Consider the following 21,646-nt stretch of genomic DNA (forward strand, 5'->3'; position numbering starts at 1 on the left):
CCGACTCATTGCATTGTAAAGAAAACTTGGCTGGCACCAAGCCACAGGCGCAGGCGGCAGCCTTAGTTGCACTTATGCTTCAGAAAGTATGTAACAAAAATTATACTTTCTGTCTAGTGCAAGAAACCCAGTGCCCCTCTTTAATAAGTTGCAATTCCGAACCTGCTTCACGACACAGATCATTAGCATAGCTGCACCGAGAATGGAAACTGCATCCTAAGGGAGACTTATGCGGAGTCGGCATTTCACCCTCAAGTTCAACAAGAAGGGGTTTTTCCGGATTAATATTGGGTATAGATTGCAGAAGAACTTTAGTATAAGGATGGAGAGGATTATTAAATAACTCATTTGTGTCAGCTAACTCAATAATTCTGCCATAATACATAACTGCAACTTTATTGCTTAAATGCCTGACAACGGCCAGATTGTGCGAAATAAATAAAAATGCTAAATTTAAATCTCTTTGCAATTCTTTAAGCAAGTTGAGAATTTGGGCTTGCACTGATACATCTAAGGCTGAGGTGGGTTCATCAAGGACGATAAGTTTTGGATTTAGAGAGATCGCCCGGGCGATAGCCACACGTTGGCGCTGACCTCCACTCAGTTCATGGGGAAACCTGCCTAAGTATTCCTCCCCTAATCCTACTTTATCTAGAAGTTGCCTTACCCTTTCCTTCCTCTTTTGTTTATCCCGCCATCCATTTAAGCGTAAAGGTTCTTCGACAATCTGTTCGATTTTAAATCTCGGGTTCAGCGAAGATTGCGGATCTTGAAAGACAATTTGAATTTGTGATTTTAAAGCTCGCTGCTGGGCCTTGTTGAGATTTGCTAAACTTTGACCCTCAAACAGGATCTCTCCACTGGTTAAATCTAAGAGATTAAGCACCAAATATCCTAAGGTGCTTTTTCCACAACCGGATTCACCCACTAAACCCACCGTCTCACCGGGATAGATATCCAAGGATACTTCATTGACGGCTTTATAAGATAACCCTTTTCCAGATCCGCGAGCAGGAAACTCCTTTCCCACCCTTTGTAAGGAAAGAAGCGGCTTAAACATGATCTTCCTCCCTCCAGCAGGCTACATAATGATTTTCAGAAACTGTTGTCAACTGTGGCCGAAGCTCCATGCAGGTCTTTTCAACTAAATCACACCGTGGGTGGAATCGACATCCGGCTGGGGGAGTTAATAAGTTTGGTACGCTCCCCGGGATAGATTGCAGCTCTGTTTCAGAGTGATCGGGATTAGGTAAGGCTTTTAAGAGAGCTTTCGTATAAGGATGACACGGTTCGTGTAAAACTTTGGTCACTGGGCCAATCTCTACAATATTACCACAGTACATTACCGCAACTCGCTGACAGGTTTGCGCCACCACAGCTAAGTCGTGAGTTATTAAAAGCACCGAGGTCCCAAGTTGATCAGCAGTCTCCTTCATGAGCCTTAAAATCTGGGCTTGGATGGTAACATCAAGTGCGGTTGTAGGCTCGTCTGCCAGCAAAAGTTGTGAGCCGCAGCTAAGCGCCATGGCTAAAAGGACTCTTTGCCTCATGCCGCCGCTTAACTCGTAGGGATACTCCTTTACAACTTTCTCTGGATTTTGTATATGAACCTGTGTTAACCAGCGAACCGCTTCCGCCTTCGCTTCCTTATTAGATAACCCTTTATGCAATTTGAGGATTTCCACCATTTGTTTACCAATTTTATAGGAAGGATTCAAGGCATTCATGGGCTCCTGAAAAACCATGGAAATCTTTTTGCCTCTTAGGCCTTGGAACTCTTTCTCCGATCTCCCAATCAATTCCTTCCCTTCGAACATAATTGAACCCTTAGAGATCACAGCGCTCCTTGCAGGCAGTAATCCAAGCACAGCGTTGGCTGTAAGAGATTTCCCTGAACCCGACTCACCCACTAATCCTAAAAACTCTCCGGGAAAAAGCTCTAAATCAATCCCATTTAGGACTCGGGCTACTCCAGCATAATTGAGAAAGCCAACATGAAGATCACTAATTTTCAGAAGAGGTTCCATGACTTTCCCCCTAATTACGGAAACGCGGATCAAGCATATCTCGAACCCCATCTCCAAATAGATTAAACCCTATGACCGTAATGAATATAGCGATGCCTGGGAAAGACGCATACCACCATTGATCAAGCAAGTAGATTCTACCCATACTCACCATGGCTCCCCACTCCGCTGCCGGTGGTTGAGCCCCCAAACCAATAAAGGACAGCGTCGCAGCAATCAAGATAGCTTCCCCAATCCCTAGTGTTGCTTGCACAACAACCGGAGCTAAACAATTAGGTATAATATGACGACTTATGATCCAAACTTTAGGCGCGCCAAAGGTTTGAGCTGCCTTAACAAATTGCCTTTCTTTGATGGACAGAGCCTGTCCACGGACCAAACGAACATAAACCGGGATTTTTACAATCGCAATGGCCAGAATACTATTGCGAAAATTAGCTCCTAAGGCAGCAGATAAGGCTAGAGCCAAGACCAAGCTTGGAAAGGCTAACATGATATCCATAAGACGCATAACTGCTTGATCAACTTTACCCCCTAGTAATCCTGAAACACTCCCTATGACTATACCAAACAGCCCTGCAATACCAACAATCCCTACACCAGCTAATAGAGAAAGCCTTGCCCCATAAATTATCCGACTCAGTATGTCACGCCCCAGCTCATCCGTCCCCAAAAGATAAATGCTGCCCGGAGGTTTCAAACGGTCTGTCAAGTTCAATGTATAGGGGTTATGCGGTGAAACTAACGGAGCTGCCAGAGAAACCATTACTACCAAAAAAATAATGACTGCGCCTGTTACGGTCAAGGGGTAACGCTTTGTAAAATACCTAAGATATCTAAACTGAGCCAACGTTAGTTCACCCCTTAATCTGCGGATCTAGGATAGGATACAGCAGGTCAACTACCATATTAATTATGACGTAAATGGTAGCTACTAAAATTGTGAAACCCATAATAGCTGGAAAATCAAGAAAGGAAATAGAATCTACCACATATTTACCCATACCGGGCCAAGTAAAAATTGTTTCCGTTAAAATAGCTCCCCCCAAGAGCTCACCAAAGGTTAAACCGATCAAGGTCACCGTGGGTATTAAAGCATTTCGCAAAGCATGCCGATAAATAATTCGATAACGAGGAATCCCATTGGCAAGTGCTGTCTTAATGTAGTCTTGCTCAAGCACCTCGATCATACTGGCCCTCACTAAGCGAGCAATTGTAGCCAGTTGAATATAACCTAAACAAATGGTTGGTAAAACCAAATGCAAGATACTGCTTTTGAGGGCAACCCAGTCTCCCGTCAGGATACTGTCTAACACGTAAAGCCCGGTTATTTGGGTAGGCGGATTAATAAAAGAGTCCAGTCTGCCGGACCCGGGCAGCCAACCCAGATGCTTGTAAAATAACAGCAAGACCATCAAACCCAGCCAAAACAACGGTGTCGAGACCCCTAAAATCGCCAGAACTCGGGTGCCATGATCAATGGGAGTATCTCGGTAGGCTGCAGATAGCAAGCCGAGTCCTACTCCACTAATCACTGCAAATCCCATGGCAAAGAGTGTTAATTCAATGGTTGCGGGAAAATAGGTCAAAAGTTCGCTTAGAACAGGTCGTTGGCTACGGATAGAGATTCCTAAATCCCCTTGTAATAACCCTCCCAAATAGTCAAAGTATTGGAGCCAAACTGGTTTATCAAGCCCCATAACATGTCGCAGGTTTTCCAAGGTTTGGGCGTCTGCTCTTTGTCCAAGCAGCATGCGTGCCGGATCACCCGGCACGACATGCGAAACAAGAAAAGTTACAAGTGAAACCCCTAGAAGAACAATAAGGAGTTGGCTCATTCGTTTGACTGCTGATTTAAGGCCACTCATTTTATTACCCCATTTACTTGTTCATCATTTCGAAATTATACATATCCTGAAGCATAGGATTGAAGACAAAACCTTGTACGGATTTTCGCATAGGTAATTGATAGTTTTTCTGAACTAAGAAAACATAAGGCGCATCCTGCACAATAAGCTCCTGAGCCTGTTTATATAAGTCGGTTCTCTGCGCTTGATCATTGACACTGGCTGCTTTACGGACAAGTTGATCGACTTGGTCATTTTTGTAGAAGGCACGATTGCCAGCTAAGCCGAAATTGTCAGAGTCAAACCAATAATTCATAAACATATAAGGATCCGCATAATCAGGACTCCAGACACCCAGTGTCAGATCGAAATCCCCTGCATCAATTTTTTCCCGTTGAGCAGCATAAGCGATTTTTTGCAAATTGACTTTAATCCCGATCTCAGAAAGATTATTTTGGATAATTTGGGCCTCTTGCTCCCACCAAGCTTTGTTATCGGAATACATAAAATTAAGTGTCAAGTCTTTAACACCGGCTTCCTGCAATAAAGACTTAGCCTTTTCAACGTTTTTGGTATATTGGAACAGGTCAAACTGATAACCCCACAGCCCCTGCGGAACAGGGCCACGCATTTGAGTGGCATTTCCCTGCCAAACACTTGAAATGATGCCTTGATAGTCTATAGCATAAGAAATTGCTTGTCGGACTTTAGGGTTATTAAGGCCAGGTTTTTGCGTATTTAAGTACACATAATCAACCATCAGGCTCGGGGTATTAAAGACAACTAAATCTTGATTACTCTTTAACTCTTTAAGCTGATCCACTGGAATATTTTCTGCAATATCAACATCCCCTTTTTCCAAGGCCATGCGCTGGGAAGAGGGATCTTTGATAATCTTTACATTAATTGTAGCCAAATTTGGTTTCTCCCCTGAGTAATTGGGATTGGCTGTTAGTTTAAGCGACTGTTCAGGAATCCACTCTGACAAAACATAGGGGCCACTGCCAGCAGTGTGATTAGCTAACCAGCTTTGTCCCAAGTCACCGTCTTTCTCTTCCTTCATAACAGCAGGGTTTACTATGCCTCCACCATTTGTTGCCAAGGTCGAAAGAAAGGCTGGAAAGACTGTTTTCAGTTTAAATACAACAGTATGTGGATCAACCACTGTCACGCTTTCTAAACTGGGAAATGCGTCAGAGGGTCCTTTTTTTATTTTCATTAACCTATCAAAAGAATATTTGACGGCTGCAGCATCCAGAGAAGTACCATCTGCAAATTTATGATTTTCTTGTAAAATAAATGTCCAAGTTAACCCGTCCGGAGAAATACTCCAGGACTTCGCTAAACCAGGCTCGACCTCAGTACTGCTTCCTTTGAAGTTAACAAGGCGCTCGTAAGCCGGATAACTAATTTTCCAGGCTGAATTGTCCATAGCCACAGCCGGATCAATCGTTCCCAAATCGGCTGCAGTCGCTATCACCAAGCTTTTATCCTGGGTGGTTGAAGACTCTTGAGGTGCATTAGCTGACTTTGCACACCCTGCTAAACTAGTCAGGACTAGGATACTAATAATTAGAACCAATACTCTTCTCATTTTTCTCTCCTCCTTCTAAATATTAATCAAATATGTTCCCTAAGTTGATATAAAGATAAAGCTGCTCACCCCCTCTATAAAACTACCTAATTAAAACCTCATCAAGATTAAATACCGTTAAATTTTTTTTAATGAGAGTGAAGAAAATTCTCATACTTATACCTTTAGGAGTTTCTCAAAGTTAATTTCTTTATTAAAAAACGAGGCCCAAGAAAAAAACTGTAAAGTTTAAGTCTTGAGCCCCGTTGCTCTTCAAAGCTGTAATTTTTACTCAATTGTATTCGCGGCTTGTACAAGTGTCAATAGATTACTCAGATGTATACAAAATATCTTTCAATGCTTCTCAAACGCCCCAATCATGTATAACCCACGAAGATTGTTCAGTCGAATAGGATTAAGGCCATAACCTCTAAATCAACTGTCCCTGTATTTTCAAGCGAATGGCTTTCTCCATTTTTAGTAATGATTACATCTCCGGGTTTAACCGGTTTTTGATCTCCGTTATCATTGATTAGGCCTTCTCCACTTAGAATGACATAGGTTTCAGTATCTCCTACATGTTCATGATAACCAATGGAGGTCCCAGGTTTTAAGACATTTTTAGCAAATAACCGACCTTTAGCATTAAATTCATTCTTTTCTGTTTCAAGAAAGTGTGTCATTTGAATTTCACCTTTCCCTCCACGGAAGTTAGAGACTCTATCTGTCCTTAAATCCTTTGAATGTTTTATCATATTCTTGCTCCTTTATAATAAATTTAGAGAAATTATATCATAATCAGCGGTTAATATCTTCGTTCTCACGAAATCACTGCAGTAATGACTGTTTGTATTTACCTGAAACTTTATGATATAATTTTTTCCAAATTTAGGTTTCAATTAAAGCTAATTAAAGGAGTCTATATGAATAACAATTTACTGGAAAAATATGCCCATCTCATTGTAAAAACAGGTATAAACCTCCAAGACAATCAAACGCTTGTTATTTCTGCTCCTATCGAATGCGCATCATTTACGCGCTTGGTCGCTCAAAAAGCTTATCAAGAAGGCGCAAGGGATGTTGTGATTCAGTGGAGGGATGAATTATTCTCAAAGATCCGCTATCTCCATGCTCCAGAAGAGATTTTTGAAGAATTTCCAGAGTGGCAAAAGGAATTTTACCTTTCCTACGTACATCAAGGAGCTGCTTTCTTAAGCATAGCTGCTTCAGACCCTGAGCTAATGAAAGATGTCAGTCCGGAAAGAATCACCAAGTCCCAAAAAGCAAGCAATACCGCCCTCAAAGATTATCGGGATCGGCTCATGAGCAACAAAAATACCTGGTGTGTTGTCTCGATACCGACAGCATCTTGGTCCAAGAAAGTCTTTCCACACCTTTCTGAGGAAGAGTCAATTGAAAAGCTCTGGGATGTCATCCTAAAAACGGTACGTGCCGACACCGAGAATCCTATCGATTCTTGGGAAAAACATAAAGCTAATCTTAAAACAAGAATGGATTTTTTGAATTCGCTTGCCTTAACGTCTCTTCATTACAAAAATTCCTTAGGAACTGATTTAATAATTGAGCTTCCTGAAAATCACATCTGGCTGGGCGGTTCAGAATTTACTCCTGATGGTATTGAGTTTATTGCTAACATGCCTACAGAAGAGGTATTTACGTTACCTAAGAAAACAGGCGTGAATGGCAAAGTCGTCAGTTCGTTGCCTCTAAACTACAATGGAAACCTTATTGAGAATTTTTCTATGACATTTAAAGACGGTAAGATTGTCGATTTTAGTGCAGAAAAAGGGTGTGAGACGCTAAAGACAATTATTGAGACCGATGAAGGCTCCCATTTTCTCGGTGAGGTCGCTTTGGTACCCTATGATTCTCCCATCTCAAATTCCAATATCTTGTTTTTCAATACTCTCTTCGATGAAAATGCCTCCTGCCATTTAGCATTAGGAAAGGCCTATCCCGTATGTATGAAAAATAGCGCGGATTTAACCCCAGAAGACTTTCCGAAACTGGGAATCAACGAATCTCTGGTGCATGTAGACTTTATGATCGGAACAAGCGATCTGGAAATCTCAGGGATGACTTCAGACGGCAACTCAATTCCCATCTTTAGAAACGGCAACTTTGCTTAGTCACTTTCTCATCGCCTTTTAAAAGAAATTGAACCATGGTATAATTTTACAAAGGAAGTGTTTTATTTGGAAGAAATACCATTGGAATTCGAGTTCAAACGATGGGAACGTATTGATAGTGTAATTTACGATATGACACCACCTCCCTCATCCCAACACCAAGCTATTGTAGGGAATTTATATGGTGAATTTTATACATATCTAAAAGGTAAACAGTGCAAGGCCTTTCCTGCCCCTTTTGGGGTATGGTTGGATGATGAAAATGACAACTACGTTGAACCTGATATAACTATGGTATGTGATCAATCAAAGATACATCAAAAAGGCTGTGTCGGGGTTCCAGACCTTGTGGTTGAGGTATTGAGTCCGTCAACAGCGTTAAAAGACAAGCGAGTCAAATTAAGACGCTATCGATTGTCAGGAGTACGCGAATACTGGATAGTCGATCCATTTAATAAGATCGTGGAAGTTTATAAATTTTCTAAGAATGTATTTACTGAACCAGAAGTGTACGGGAAAGACGAAACAATAATAGCTGGGATATTTGATGACTTAGCAATTGACTTACGCAATATATTTGACTAAGGTTCTTTGAGCAAGCAAGTGAACTCGTTCAGCTAAAGCTGAACATCGGGACTTCGGTAGGGGATTCTACCCCCACCGAAGTAGAAATCGGAACACCCACTTAAAGAAGTGGGAGTCTCGGAATTGATTAAGGGGTCTGTTCATTTCGTATGAACAGACCCCTTAATTTATTTTTTATATTTATTCATTTATCAAAGTTCCATGGCCCTCTTAGCCCAAAGTGAATCGGCTAATATGGCACTTCCTACCCCGATTAAATCTGCCTTTTTCTCAGCTAAAAGCCGTTCGGCCGCCTCTGGTTCTGTTATACCGCCAGTTAAAATAACCGGGATGGACACAACTTCTTTAATAGCCTGACTAATTGGAGCAAAATATCCTTGCTCGGTTAATCCCGGTACTATAAATCCTGAAAAGCCCCCAGAAATATAGGGTGCACCCCCATAAAATTCTAACAGTTTCCGTATTCTTAAGTGAAAGGAAACGTCATTATTCGTCATCATCTAGCATATATCTGCGATAAAGGCAAAATAGCCCATTTAAAGGAAGGTGCATTCTTGCGATGGCTAAAACTATAAATGTTTTACAAAATTCCCCGCATACAATTTTGGCTGTACTTGGCGGTTGTATAGGAGTTTTGATATGTTTGATATATACATTTCTTCCAACAGCATTACACTTAAATTTATTTGTTATGATCACTGTCATCCTTGTTGTCAACGGATGGCTTTTGGGGTTAATAATTCGCAGATTATTCATCAACGGATACAGGGATACTCTCACCGGATTAGGAAATAAAAATATGTTTTATAACACCCTCAAAAATGAAATGACCCGTACACGAAGCAAAGACTTATGTCTAGCGATGCTGGACCTAGACAACTTCAAGCAAATAAATGATACCTTTGGTCACATTGCTGGAGATACTGTTTTAAAGAAACTGGCTGAAATATTAAAACAAAATACTCGAGGAACAGATTCTGTAGTCAGGTGGGGCGGTGAGGAGTTTGCTATCGTAATGCCGCACACTAGTATGCAAGGGGCATATGCACTACTGGAAAGAATCAGAACCATTATTGAATCCTATGATTTCGGTCCACAAATTAACTCAAGGCAGATAACTTTCAGTTCTGGTGTGGTGTCCTACATAAATTTGTCCAAAGTTATGCAAACGAAAACCAATGAGTTAAATCCGTTAGACCTCTTCGTTAACCTAGCCGACAAAGCAATGTATCGAGCTAAAGCATCGAAAAATACTGTTGTCAGATGGAATGAAGAGTATTGTGCCTAGGAGTTGACCGTGCTAGGTGAATCCGTATAAAAAACAAAGGCTGTTGCTTAGATCCTGCAATCGATCAGGACCCCAAGCAACAGCCTTTGCTGGTTTAATTATTTCTTTATCAATTCCGAGACACCCACTTCTTCAAGTGGGTGTTCCTTATTCTACTTCGGTGACGATAATCTCCAGTGGGGATCATCGTACTGGAGACTTACGTCACTGAAGTCTCGATCTGCAGTTTTACTGAACGAGTTCACTGCTTAGAGAACTTTCTAAGCTGAGAACTAAAGTACTTCTATTTGTCCAGATAGTCTTTCGTTTCCACCGGTAGTCCCTTGGCTTTCAAGCGCGCTTCCACAATCTCTTTGATGATGGAATAGATAAGCACAAAGAGCGGCACACCGATAATCAGTCCGATGAATCCGAAGAATTTACCCCCTATTAGGATTGCAAAGAGAATCCAAAAAGAAGAGATGCCCAAGGAGTCTCCAAGGATTTTCGGTCCGATGACATTCCCGTCCAGTTGCTGCAAGATAAAGATGATGATAAGGAACCAAAAGGCCATGATCGGCGATTCAAAGAAGATGATGATCACTGAAGGAACAGCTCCGATGAAGGGACCGAAGAAAGGGATGATGTTAGTAACCGTAATGATGAAAGTAACCAGCAAGGTGTAAGGCATATCCACGATGGTGAGGATGATAAAGGCTAATAATCCGATAATCAAGGAGTCGAGGATTTTGCCGCCAAGAAATCTGCTGAAGATTATTTGGGTGCGTCTCAAAATCTCAAGGACTTTATCTGCATTCTTCACGTTGAAAACACTATAGTTGAGTTTCTTCGCCAAACTGATGAACTGCTCTTTTTCTGCCAACATGTAGATAGAGATGATGATACCGAGAAATACGTTCCAAAGGGAGAGGGCAGTGTTTCGAAGGAAGGAAAGCGCTATGGGAACCAGGTCCTCTGCAACGTTACTAATGAAGATCGCCAGCTCGTCCAAGCGTTTATTGATGAAATCGACAACCTCCGATGGAAGCAGAATATCGTCAGACAGATACTTGATGTATTCCGTCGTGGAGCGCACATATTCCGGGATGTTCCGGACAAGCCCGGTGATGCTCGCGACGAGCTGGGGGAAAATAAAGGCCAGGAAAAGATACACAAAAAAACTCGAAACCAGATACGCTAGGAAAAGGGACAAAATATGGAACCACGATTCCTTAATTTTTTTCAGAGATGGAATCTTTCCTAGCTGCTTTTTAAAGAAGTTTAAAAGGAAGTTCACGAGATAGGCGATAACGAACCCGTAGATAAATGGGTAGAGAGCGGAAAAATAACCCGCCAATACTCGGGTGAAATTGTCCAGTCCCGACATGACAAGAAAGAACAGGATACTGGAAGCAATGACAATGAAGCTGTACATCGCGATGGTAGTGTATTTCCTATTCCAATTACAATTTAAATCCACATTAACCTCCAATAATTTCGCAATCGATGATGTGATGCAATACCTAGAATATTAAAAACTCAGCGTTTGGAAGTGTCCATTCTTCATTGAAGACTTGACTATTATTAAGCTTATCTAAATATACCTTTTTTTATATATCATTGACAATAACTAAGCTGGTAAAACAGCATAAGAAAACCTATCGAAGGTCTTTGGTCAATAGATTTTTTCTTGTATTCAGCTTTTGCAATCCTTGTGAAGCGGAATTTTTGGACGATGTTCAAATTAGTGAACCAATCTTCTCAAGCAAAAGCAGTCGGGTCATGCCGACTGCTTTTATAATTGCTAATGCTCTTGACAATATCTTCAAAGGGTGTATTATTGTATTAAGTTATTAATACAATAATACAAGGGGTGATACAAATGCCATGGGAATTAAAATCTGACAGACCTATTTACACCCAGCTAATTGAACAAATTGAGCTGATGATATTTTCCGGTGTTTATCCCTTGGGGTCAAAACTCCCTTCGGTACGGGATATGGCCCAAGAGGCCGCGGTAAATCCCAATACCATGCAGAAGGCTCTGGTGAAGTTGGAGGAAGATGGCCTGATAATTACGCACCGCACAAGCGGTCGGTCGATTACGGAGGATGCACGAATGGTTGAAATGGCAAAAACTAAGTTGGCTCAGGAGCAAATCTCAGAATTCCTTGAAAAAATGCAGTTGATGGGCTTTGAGCAAAAGGAGATCTTAACCATTATTGATAACATGGTAAAGGGGATGAAAAAATGAGCACTATCTTAGAATGTAACGACCTCACCAAAAAATTCGGAAGCAAAACAGCCGTATCTGCCGTTAATCTAAAGATAGAGCGCGGGCAAATTGTAGGACTTCTGGGGCCTAACGGCAGCGGCAAAAGCACCATCATTAAACTTGCCAACGAACTCTTGACCCCCACCAGTGGGAATATTCTTATTGGGGGTAAGAAACCAGGTACCGAGACCAAGAAAATCGTATCCTACCTCCCGGAAAAAACTTATTTGAATGATTGGATGCGGGTACACCAAATTATTGAGCTGTTCTCCGATTTCTATGATGATTTCAAACCGGAAAAGGCTTACGATATGCTTAAAACTCTCAATATCAACCCTGATGACAGGCTGAAAACTATGTCCAAAGGAACGAAGGAAAAAGTGCAGTTAATTCTTGTTATGAGCCGGGAAGCAGAACTTTATCTTTTGGATGAACCTATTGGCGGCGTGGACCCAGCTGCCAGGGATTATATTCTTCAAACTATTCTCCGCAATTACAATGAAAATGCAACGGTGATTATCTCGACCCACCTGATTTCAGATATAGAGAATATCTTGGATTACGTAGTTTTTATCAATCAGGGCCAAGTGGTTTTGACCTCTTCTGTCGATAATATCCGAGACGAGAAAGGTAAATCTGTCGATGCTTTATTCAGGGAGGTGTTCAAATGTTAAGCAAGCTTTTAAAGTACGAAATTAAAGCTACCGGAAGGATATTTCTGCCACTATTCCTCGCTTTGCTGACGTTTGCCGGAATCACACGATTTATCTATTCAATAGGTCCGGAGAAATGGGACACCCCCGCAAGCATCAGCATGGCTATCTATATTATCATTATGGTAGGGATGTTCGTCATGACCTTTATTATGATGATTCAACGCTTCTATAAAAATCTGCTTTCCGATGAAGGCTATTTGATGCTTACTCTGCCCGTAAAGCCCTGGAAGCATATTTTCAGTAAGCTTCTGGTTTCTATGCTGTGGATGCTGACCAGTGTGATCGTCGCCTTGATGTCGATCTTCATTATAACTCTCGAAAAAGGAGACATCACCAAAATCGCTGTGGGATTAGCAAGTTTTTATGACCAAGCTTTTGCACATTTGGGCGCTTCGATGTACCTTTTCTCGTTTGAGATTATTATAGGTCTTTTAATAACCCTAGCTTCAGGCATCTTGATTTTATACGCCTCAATTGCCCTTGGACACTTATTCAGCAAGCACAAAATGCTAGCCTCCTTCGGAGCATTTATTGTCCTCAGTACTCTTTCCCAGATCCTTTTCAAGTTTATCAGTTTGGTCCCTGGAATGGACTATTTTGCCAATATCCATATCTCTTCCAATGATTTCATCGGCATGCAGCATGCAATTCAATGGGCGATGGCTTTGGGAATCATTTACACCGGTCTTCTATGTGCAGCCTACTTTGCAGTGACTAATTTTATTTTAAGCAAACGACTGAATTTGGAATAAGGCAGACTGATAGCCTTTTGCGTATTACATTTTATTATGAACTCGGTCAGGATTGAAATAATCCTGGCCCTTTTCTTTTAAAAGCCGTTCTAAGCTTACAGACATTTTTTAATCCCTTCAGAATATATAACAAAAAAGAACTCTGTTTCTGGAGGTTGATGCAATGACTGAAATCAATTGTAAAAGTCATAAAAGAGGGCAATACTCTGACCCATCTCCCTATCCCGAGGTGAAAGTCCTTAGTCCTAATCTCAATTATGCTGAAATACTAATGGATGACTATGCGGGTGTAGTCAGTGAGTTCACTGCCATTAGTCAGTACCTTTATCACTATTTCTTATTTAAGCAAATTGATAAAGAGCTTGGAGAGTTACTAGAAAATGTATCAATAACTGAAATGCACCACATGAATATCTTGGCAGACACAATAACAAAGCTTGGGGGAAATCCATTAATTAGGGGTTCCAACAGTACACATCGCAATTTCTGGTCAGGAAAGTTCATTTATTACGGAACTAATCTTTGTGAACAATTAAAGGCAGACATTGATGCTGAGTATAAAGCAATCTCAGAATACCAAAAACATATTTGCTATATTGCAGATTCACAGATACAAGCAATACTTCAGCGAATTATTTTGGATGAAAAAGTACATATCCGCCTCTTCAATCAAGCACTTCGCAAGTTTTGCGGTTGTCAATATTTACCTCCTGAATGATAACTAGGGTTTTACCTTTGTCATTATATTTGAAATCTTAAACAATATAATTTCAAACTGCATAAAACTAAAAACCTTCCCGCAGCTGATAATTAATTTAGCACGGGTTGTTTTTTTTACACCGAATTACTTTTATTTTATACTTGACGATGTTAAATGATCGGAGTAAACTATGTTAGTATTCTTACAGTTGGTATTCTTACAGTTAGATTTCTAACTAGATAGGTGGTGTAGAGATTGAATTATTCAGAGACTAGGGAATTACATGATCTACTATTTAGCTTTATGGATATGTTTCACGAAAAATTCCTTTATTCCTTTCGAAAAAATAATGAAAGTAAAACTGGAATGAAGAAAAATCACGCCAAAATCATCATGATGTTATATCGGTTTAAAAGTCTGACCTCCACAGAAATTGCTAGGATGTTATATATGGAGAAAGGCAGCGTAACCACATTAATAGACCAATTGACAGAGTCTGGTTTTGTTGTTCGTTGCAATGTTGCTAATGACCGTCGAAAGTCCTTAGTTTTGCTGACTGATTCCGGAAAAGCACAGATGGAGATTATTATTGCAAATCACATCCAAAGTATGGACGAACTATTTCACGATGTAGATTCCAATGAAATGGAGCAATTTGCAGACAACCTAAAGAACGTCGTGAAATTTATGAACAAATTATAGAAGGTGGATTATTTATGAGTAATGAATTAGCTATGGGAAAACAGAACATTGGCAGTTTGCTTTGGAAATTCTCTCTGCCAGCCATCGTCGGTATGCTGGTGAACGCACTTTATAATATTATTGACAGAATATTTGTTGGCCGCGGAATTGGATCACTGGCCATTGCGGCGACTACTGTGGCCTTTCCAATCATGCTTATTATGATGGCCTTTTCGATGCTGATAGGAATTGGGGCTACTGCGTTAATCTCGATACGTCTGGGAGAACGGAAAAAGGAAGAAGCGGAAAAAATCATCGGCAACGCCTTAACGATGTTAATTATCTTACCCCTAATTATATCGATCATCTATCTCCTTTTTTCTGATCCCATTCTGATTCTATTTGGTGCCAGTCCGGAAGTCTTACCATATGCCAGAGATTTCACGCACATCATCATGTTGGGTTCCGTTTTAGGCTCACTCGGTATGGGCATGAACAACTTCATAAGAGCAGAAGGCAATCCCAGATTGGCCATGATTACACAACTGACGGGCACGTTTATCAATGTGGTGCTAAACTATATTTTTATCTTTAAAATGGGCTTAGGCATTAAGGGATCAGCTTTAGCAACAATATCAGGTCAGATGGTTACGACGCTCTTGGTATTAAGCTATTTCTTTTCAGGACGAAGCATAGTGAAAATTAGGTTGAGAAATATGAAACCTCAGATCGCAATACTAACCAGTATCGTTGCCATAGGATTCGCACCTTTTGCTATGCAGCTTGCTAACAGTCTTCAAAATCTAATACTCAACAAAAGTCTGTTCGCCTATGGCGGAGATTTAGCTTTGTCTGCCGTAGGAATTATTATGAGCGTCTCTATGTTACTATTGATGCCTGTCGTAGGCGTTAGTCAGGGAGCTCAACCCATTATTGGTTATAATTATGGAGCGAAGCAATATGCCCGAGTAAAAGAGACTTTACAGAAGGCAGCCATCGCAGGTACAGGGATCTCTATCATTGGCTTTTTAGCTATATATCTATGGCCAACACAAATTGTGGGACTGTTTAGCAACAACGATGTGGCACTTACGAAAATGACGGCTGATGCCATGCTTGTATATTTTGCGTTGTGCCCTTTGATTGGTTTTCAAATTATTGGTTCCAGTTACTTTCAAGCAGTGGGAAAAGCAATCCCCTCCATTATACTCAGTCTATCCCGACAGGTTTTACTGTTTATCCCTCTCTTAATATTCTTGCCGAAATTCTGGGGAATCGACGGCATCTGGAGAACAGCCCCTATTGCAGATGGATTAGCAACACTATTAACCGCTATCCTGATTTATTTAGAAATGAAACACATTGCTAAGATGCGGCATGATCAAGCATCAAGCGAAGACAAGAAGATGGATCATGCTGCCGTAAACCATTTTGGGGGCACCGATAATAGACCCTCCCCTATAACTGGACGAAGCTAGGCATTGTCTGAAAGTCGATCTCAGCCAGCACGTCTAAGTGGAAATACCCTCCTGCGTTAAAATTTGCGCAGGAGGGTATTAATCTTTGCAGTCCGCCGCGCTTGAACACACCCGATGTTTCAGATCACTGGAATAATCTCCACAACCTCCCCCTATTCCACGGTCTTGCCTGCATCTCCATGACCCGATTACAAGTTTCCTCCATCACTTTGTCAATCTATCCTAAAACAATTGCAAGGAAGCAGGACTTCAAAAACTAGTATTGAATACTAACAGCAACAACAGTGTATTCGAGGGGGGCCTATGCAGAATAATAAAAGAAGAGTGCATCAGATTGATATAAGTCTCCAAAAGCTGTTAGGATTAGGTGAATGCCATGATTTCTTATAATGTCTTTTCTCTGTCCTTAATGGTGAGCACGCTCCTGCCGGTAGCCGGTTTTGTAATTATTATTCTTTTATCCTTCTTCGAGAAGGAAGTTAATATTTTGGAAATTGAAAACAGAAGAGTTTGTCTTGAGCATGACTTACAGCAAAGCCAATTCATGCAACTCAACCAGCAGATCCAGCCTCATTTTTTGTTTAATACGTTAAATGCCATTACCAGTCTGGGACGATTAGGACGCCTAGAGGACTCGGTCAAAGCCGTGGAAAATCTGTCTCTTTTTCTAAGATACAACTATATGGAAAAAGAACCGCTTGTGACCTTTGAAAAAGAGTTAAAACATACGGAAAACTATCTTTGTATTCAAAAGACTAGATTTGGGGAAAAACTACAAACCGTGATTGAAATCGACTCCAAGGCCAGAGATACTCTCCTACCTCCCTACACCCTGCAAACCTTGGTTGAAAACGCCTTTAAACACGGATTGGATAAAAAGACAGGCCAGAAGTTTCTCAAAATATCCCTGTATCGTCAGGGCAACTGGGCCTCCTTAATTGTTACAGACAACGGACCGGAGCTTAGAATTGAGGAGGCCTTCCTTTCTAGCGGTATCGGCTTAAAAAACCTGCGTAAGCGCTTGGAAATGACCTTTGATATGAGGACGGAATTAAAAATTCAAAGGAAAGAAGAAATGACAGAGGCCAGTATCGTCTGGCCCTACACTCCGGAGGTTAAACTATGAAGCTATTATTGGTTGATGATGAACCCTTGGAACTAGAACAACTCACTCACATGATAAAACAGAAATGGCCAGTATGGGAGATCTATTGTGCCGAAGAAACCTCTCAAGCTCTTAAACTATCCCGGGATTATAAGTTTGTGCTGGCTTTTATTGATATCCATCTACCCGGCATCTCAGGCTTAGAGCTTATTGAAACTCTGAAGGGAGACAATCCCGATCTGAGTTTTATCATCACAACCGCCTATCAGGACTTTGCCTATGCTCAAAAATCCATCAAGTTAGGCGTTGTCGATTATTTAGTTAAGCCTATCATTGCCGGCGAATTGGACGAAGCGATTGAGAAGTTCATTGAACGCAGTGGGTATTCCCCGTCTAAAACCGTCGTCGTTGAGCAAGTCTTAGATATCATCAGCAGTGATTTTAGTCAAAAAATTAGCCTAGAAAGCCTAGCTGAAGCTGTACACGTCAGCCCGACCTATTTGAGCAAGAAATTTTCGGATGAAATGGAACTCAGCATTCCTTCTTATATAATGAAATACCGAATTGAAAAGGCTAAGTCTCTACTCCTCAAACATCCAGATTACAGCATGGCTTTGATAGCCGATGTCGTTGGTTTTCATAGTCAAAACTATTTTAACAGCATTTTCAAAAAATACGAGGGGTTAACCCCCAGTAAGTATAAAGAACTGAAGAGTGGTCGTTATGATTAACTGGTATATCCCCTTATATCTTGGGGTTATCCTAATCCTTTTTCTGTTCCCGCATATCGGATCATTTCCCAATCTGCAAGTCTACACCGAAGGACGATCCGGATTTGGTGGGCTGAGTACAGGTACCAACCTCTTACTGTCGCGTCTGATTTCCGGGGATCTCCTGGCCTTCGCCATAATCTATGTACTTCTGTTTGGTGTTCTAGGTGGTATAGCCTTTGCCTTCACAGTCTTGGCCAGTCTCCTTATTTATGTCCTAATCCTTTACAAACTCCGTAAAAAGAAGGGGATTCAGAGTATCCATGACTTATTAAGAACACAATCCGATACCAATAGCTACAGATATCATTTGATGGTCTTGTTCGGGATAAATATAGGGAACATGCTCCTGCAGTTGGCAGCCTTAAAGTATTTACTAGGTCCCTATTTTCTCCAATCCAGTTATAGGATTGTGTTCTTTATGGTTGTCTTTTCCTTTATTTATGCAGGACTTGGAGGGTTTGAAGCCCTGAACAAGGGAGCCAAACCTCAAATGATCCTTGTCTTTTTCACCACAGCTTTGATCACTGTTTCCGTCTTCTTAGAAAAAGGCGTCTATGCCACCTACCAAGATCTTGTCATCATCCCTCTTAACCCGCTCAGTTTCTCGGAATGGACTATTCTTGTACTGACCGGAATTATCATCCTGACCTCCCAGTACCTCCTCGATCATTCCCTCTGGCACAGCGTATACCGGCTTAAGCCGCAACGGCAGTATTCCATCCTTTTGATCACCATATTCTGTGTCTTTGCCATATCCATGGGCTACTCGGCCATCACGATTTACGGGATGTCTGAAACAATACTCACCGGGAATATCATCCTTCAAGTCTTGGAGCAAAACAACTCGATTGTTTTGCTTAATCTATATATCATCACAGTCTTCATTGCCGTCTTTTCTTCCTACGCTCTCAATCTTTTCAGTTCCGTCTTACTCTATTATAAGTTCCGAGAGATTGATCACCCCGTCAAAGAGTCGAACCCAATTAAACGCGGGTATATTTTTTCACTCTTTATAAACCTGCTCGTCGGCACCTTTTTTCTCTTCCTGCTTTACAGTTCTCTAATCGAGGTAATCTCTGGCTTAGGCATTTTGTATGCCTCCCTGATCATCCCTTATCTGATTACCCTTTTCCGGACCACTTACTCTCAGAGATTTTTTGCTTATAGCGGCCTGATTCCCTTAATCTTGGGGGTTTATCTTCATATGAGGTTTGGTTTCTTTTACACGCCCATCCTCTGTTTAAGCTTAAGTATTGCTCTACAGGCTTGCCTTAGTTTCCTTGAAAAAATGCAGGAAATTATAAAAACTGGGTAAATTTTTGCAAAAGCCGCGCTGCGTCTCCTGATATAATACAGATTAAGTAGCATTGTATCGTTATGTAATAATTTTATAATTCTCTTGAGGTGAAAGTACAATGCCGCATTCAGGGTATCAAGAAGAGCTTAAGCGTTCGTTAACACTTGGAGATTTATTAATCTACGGAATCATCTTTATGGTTCCCATTGCACCCTTTGGGATTTTCGGCTATGTTGCCAGCAGTTCCAAAGGCATGGTTCCTCTGGTTTACCTAATTGGGATGACTGGCATGCTTTTCACAGCTTTAAGCTATGCACGTCTGGCAGAAGTCTTCCCTGTTGCCGGGTCCGTTTACTCATACGCCCAGCGGGGAATTAACGAGCATATTGGCTTTGTAGCCGGTTGGCTTATTCTGCTTGACTATATCCTGATACCTCCTCTGCTTTATTTAGTGAGTGCTACCGCTCTACATACCATGATTCCGTTTCTACCCAGGGCGGCTTGGGTAATCGTCTTCGTCTTTATCAATACCGTCATCAATATTTTAGGCATTGAGATTACGGCAAAAGCTAATAAAGTGATTGTCGCTTTGGAAATCATCGTTCTTTTAATTTTCCTTTTGGTTGGCATTACTGCAGTATATGTTCATATAAATGCGGCCCATTTTTCTCTTAAGCCCTTCATTAACAGGGAAGAATTCAATCTGCCTCTGCTGATGAGTGCTGCCTCCATCGCAGTACTTAGCTTCCTCGGATTTGACTCCATCTCCACTCTTACAGAGGAAGTAAAAGGGGATCGAACCGTTGCCGGCAAACTTGTAGGAAAGGCTATTATCCTAACCATTCCAATCATCGGGAGTCTGTTTATCCTTCAGACTTGGGTGGCTTCACTAATCGTATCTGACTATACGTCATTTCAGGATTTGAGCGGAGCCTTCTATGAAGTTGCCCAAATCGCGGGAGGAGACTGGCTAAGAGGGCTAAGCAGTGTAGCTACAGCCTTGGCTTGGGGTATTGCCAATGCCTTAGTTGCTCAAGCTGCAATCTCTAGGATACTCTTTAGTATGGCTCGTGACCATAAATTGCCTGCGATACTTGCTCTAATCCATCCCAAGTATAAGACGCCCTATATCAGTACGATCCTCGTAGCCTTAATTACCCTGGTGATCATTATGGCTGGCATTGGAATCGATGACTTGGCATCCCTGATCAACTTTGGTGCATTATCCGCCTTCCTTATCCTTCATATTACTGTTATTAATCATTTTATCATCCGGAAGAAGAGTCGGGATTATCTGAACCATCTTCTGCTTCCCGTCATCGGTCTCTTGATTATCGGCTATGTCTGGATGAGCCTGGGATTCTTGGCTAAAGAACTGGGTTTTGTCTGGATAAGTATTGGCCTGGTTTACATGATCGGTATGAAGCTTTTAGGTAAGGAAGGTTTTAAATCTGAGGAGTATTAAGGGGTTACATTAAGGACAAATCGTCTGCCTAAAATTAAGAAGGAGGAGTTTCGGTATGTTCATCTCTAAGGATACGCATTTCTTTGCCTTGGATAAAAACAACTTATCCGTTGCTCAAGTTGATTTACCCTGTGAGCTGACCTTGGAAACCTTGGACTGCTTTAGTGAGCAAATCAATTCCTCTCAGGATACTCTTGAAATTCTCGACTTTGAGCGCGTCAATCCCGCTACAGGTCCAGTTTTTCTAAACGGAATAAAGGCCGGGGATGTCATCTCAGTCACGATTCAGGCGATTCGGGTCAAATCACCGGGTAAAATGGTTGCTGCCCCTGATGCAGGTATTCTGGGCAGCCTGATTAAAAAATCAGAAACCCTGATTATCCCCATCGAAGGGGACACTGCTTGCTTTAAAAATTTACAATTACCCTTAACTCCAATGATCGGAGTCATTGGGATTGCCCCGGAAGGAGCAGGAGTACCCTGCGGAACTCCTGGAAGTCACGGCGGCAACATGGATTGCACCCTGATCAAACCGGGATCTACCCTCTATCTGCCCGTTCAGGTAGATGGCGGCCTGTTCGCACTTGGAGATTTGCATGCCGTCATGGGGGATGGGGAAATCATGGTTTCAGGCGTCGAAGTTTCCGGCGAGGTGGATGTAATCATCCGCAAGGTCGATAACTGGGAAATCAGCAATCCCGTCGTACAGACTGAAAAAGAACTGGCTTTCATTGCTTCGGCTCTAACCCTCGATCAAGCGATCGAAACAGCGACTATCGAGATGGCTCAATTCCTGACTCAGAGAAGTTCTCTCAGTCTCAACGAAGCCGGCATGTTAATGAGTGCCTGTGGTAACGCTCAGATCTGTCAAATCGTAGATCCTTTAAAGACTGCCAGATTTTCTATGCCTCTCAGTGTTCTTAATCAACTCAAAATTCTTTAAAATTCTTTTTAG

At 41.5% G+C, this 21,646-nt stretch carries 21 protein-coding genes and 1 pseudogene; 14 read left to right on the top strand and 8 right to left on the bottom strand.

The window, feature by feature from the left end; all coding sequences use genetic code 11:
* Positions 1–100 precede the first annotated feature (100 nt).
* The 6 genes from BUB11_RS19115 to BUB11_RS19140 form a co-directional block, all read right to left on the bottom strand.
* Positions 101–1,060, bottom strand: coding sequence for an ABC transporter ATP-binding protein (locus BUB11_RS19115; RefSeq protein ID WP_073031391.1), 960 nt, complete (start codon positions 1,058–1,060; stop codon positions 101–103).
* On the bottom strand, positions 1,053–2,027 hold the full coding sequence (locus BUB11_RS19120) for an ABC transporter ATP-binding protein (protein WP_073031392.1): 975 nt from the start codon (positions 2,025–2,027) through the stop codon (positions 1,053–1,055). The genes BUB11_RS19115 and BUB11_RS19120 overlap by 8 nt, the downstream gene beginning before the upstream one ends.
* Before the next feature lie 10 nt (positions 2,028–2,037).
* The gene (locus BUB11_RS19125) at positions 2,038–2,877 is read right to left on the bottom strand and encodes an ABC transporter permease subunit (RefSeq protein ID WP_242947614.1); all 840 of its coding nucleotides are present in this window, start codon (positions 2,875–2,877) and stop codon (positions 2,038–2,040) included.
* A 7-nt stretch (positions 2,878–2,884) separates the two neighbouring features.
* Entirely contained in the window at positions 2,885–3,895 is a 1,011-nt protein-coding gene (locus BUB11_RS19130) for an ABC transporter permease (RefSeq protein ID WP_073031396.1), read from the bottom strand.
* A gap of 13 nt (positions 3,896–3,908) precedes the next feature.
* Positions 3,909–5,468 carry an ABC transporter substrate-binding protein gene (locus BUB11_RS19135; protein ID WP_073031399.1) on the bottom strand — a complete coding sequence of 520 codons (1,560 nt, stop codon included), beginning with the start codon at positions 5,466–5,468 and terminating at the stop codon, positions 3,909–3,911.
* A 380-nt stretch (positions 5,469–5,848) separates the two neighbouring features.
* Positions 5,849–6,202 carry a cupin domain-containing protein gene (locus tag BUB11_RS19140; protein ID WP_073031401.1) on the bottom strand — a complete coding sequence of 118 codons (354 nt, stop codon included), beginning with the start codon at positions 6,200–6,202 and terminating at the stop codon, positions 5,849–5,851.
* A gap of 168 nt (positions 6,203–6,370) precedes the next feature.
* On the opposite strand from BUB11_RS19140, the gene BUB11_RS19145 reads away from it, so the two are divergent.
* Together BUB11_RS19145 and BUB11_RS19150 are read left to right on the top strand one after the other, a co-directional pair.
* On the top strand, positions 6,371–7,597 hold the full coding sequence (locus tag BUB11_RS19145; protein ID WP_073031412.1) for an aminopeptidase: 1,227 nt from the start codon (positions 6,371–6,373) through the stop codon (positions 7,595–7,597).
* Positions 7,598–7,654: 57 nt separating this feature from the next.
* On the top strand, positions 7,655–8,182 hold the full coding sequence (locus BUB11_RS19150; RefSeq protein WP_242947615.1) for a Uma2 family endonuclease: 528 nt from the start codon (positions 7,655–7,657) through the stop codon (positions 8,180–8,182).
* 191 nt (positions 8,183–8,373) lie between these two features.
* Here BUB11_RS19150 and BUB11_RS19155 read toward each other — a convergent pair.
* A pseudogene (locus tag BUB11_RS19155) lies at positions 8,374–8,607 on the bottom strand (oxidoreductase); the annotation flags it as partial.
* Between the two features lie 134 nt (positions 8,608–8,741).
* Between BUB11_RS19155 and BUB11_RS19160 the strand changes: the two are divergent.
* Entirely contained in the window at positions 8,742–9,470 is a 729-nt protein-coding gene (locus BUB11_RS19160; RefSeq protein ID WP_073031417.1) for a GGDEF domain-containing protein, read from the top strand.
* Between the two features lie 283 nt (positions 9,471–9,753).
* On the opposite strand, the gene BUB11_RS19165 is transcribed toward BUB11_RS19160, so the two are convergent.
* Positions 9,754–10,929, bottom strand: coding sequence for an AI-2E family transporter (locus BUB11_RS19165; RefSeq protein ID WP_143187662.1), 1,176 nt, complete (start codon positions 10,927–10,929; stop codon positions 9,754–9,756).
* Between the two features lie 402 nt (positions 10,930–11,331).
* Here BUB11_RS19165 and BUB11_RS19170 point away from each other — a divergent pair, with 402 nt between their 5' ends.
* From BUB11_RS19170 to BUB11_RS19220, 11 genes are all read left to right on the top strand, one after another.
* On the top strand, positions 11,332–11,703 hold the full coding sequence (locus tag BUB11_RS19170; RefSeq protein WP_073031418.1) for a GntR family transcriptional regulator: 372 nt from the start codon (positions 11,332–11,334) through the stop codon (positions 11,701–11,703).
* On the top strand, positions 11,700–12,398 hold the full coding sequence (locus tag BUB11_RS19175) for an ABC transporter ATP-binding protein (protein WP_073031419.1): 699 nt from the start codon (positions 11,700–11,702) through the stop codon (positions 12,396–12,398). Before BUB11_RS19170 ends, BUB11_RS19175 begins: the two co-directional genes overlap by 4 nt.
* A complete protein-coding gene (locus tag BUB11_RS19180) occupies positions 12,392–13,192 on the top strand; it encodes a hypothetical protein (RefSeq protein ID WP_073031420.1) in 801 nt (266 codons plus the stop codon). Before BUB11_RS19175 ends, BUB11_RS19180 begins: the two co-directional genes overlap by 7 nt.
* 163 nt (positions 13,193–13,355) lie before the next feature.
* A complete protein-coding gene (locus tag BUB11_RS19185; protein ID WP_073031421.1) occupies positions 13,356–13,910 on the top strand; it encodes a ferritin-like domain-containing protein in 555 nt (184 codons plus the stop codon).
* A 237-nt stretch (positions 13,911–14,147) separates the two neighbouring features.
* A complete protein-coding gene (locus BUB11_RS19190) occupies positions 14,148–14,594 on the top strand; it encodes a MarR family winged helix-turn-helix transcriptional regulator (protein WP_143187663.1) in 447 nt (148 codons plus the stop codon).
* A gap of 14 nt (positions 14,595–14,608) precedes the next feature.
* Positions 14,609–16,051, top strand: a complete 1,443-nt coding sequence (locus BUB11_RS19195; RefSeq protein ID WP_073031422.1) for an MATE family efflux transporter — start codon at positions 14,609–14,611, stop codon at positions 16,049–16,051.
* Positions 16,052–16,427: 376 nt separating this feature from the next.
* Complete coding sequence (locus tag BUB11_RS19200; RefSeq protein WP_073031423.1) at positions 16,428–17,177, top strand: sensor histidine kinase; 750 nt, start codon at positions 16,428–16,430, stop codon at positions 17,175–17,177.
* A complete protein-coding gene (locus tag BUB11_RS19205) occupies positions 17,174–17,887 on the top strand; it encodes a response regulator transcription factor (protein WP_073031424.1) in 714 nt (237 codons plus the stop codon). Before BUB11_RS19200 ends, BUB11_RS19205 begins: the two co-directional genes overlap by 4 nt.
* Entirely contained in the window at positions 17,880–19,244 is a 1,365-nt protein-coding gene (locus BUB11_RS19210) for an SLC5/6 family protein (protein ID WP_073031425.1), read from the top strand. The genes BUB11_RS19205 and BUB11_RS19210 overlap by 8 nt, the downstream gene beginning before the upstream one ends.
* A gap of 100 nt (positions 19,245–19,344) precedes the next feature.
* Entirely contained in the window at positions 19,345–20,691 is a 1,347-nt protein-coding gene (locus BUB11_RS19215) for an APC family permease (RefSeq protein WP_073031426.1), read from the top strand.
* 55 nt (positions 20,692–20,746) lie between these two features.
* Positions 20,747–21,634, top strand: coding sequence for an acetamidase/formamidase family protein (locus tag BUB11_RS19220; RefSeq protein ID WP_073031427.1), 888 nt, complete (start codon positions 20,747–20,749; stop codon positions 21,632–21,634).
* Positions 21,635–21,646 lie beyond the last annotated feature (12 nt).

Origin of the sequence: Desulfosporosinus lacus DSM 15449, assembly GCF_900129935.1 — a bacterium.
Lineage (GTDB): Bacteria > Bacillota > Desulfitobacteriia > Desulfitobacteriales > Desulfitobacteriaceae > Desulfosporosinus > Desulfosporosinus lacus.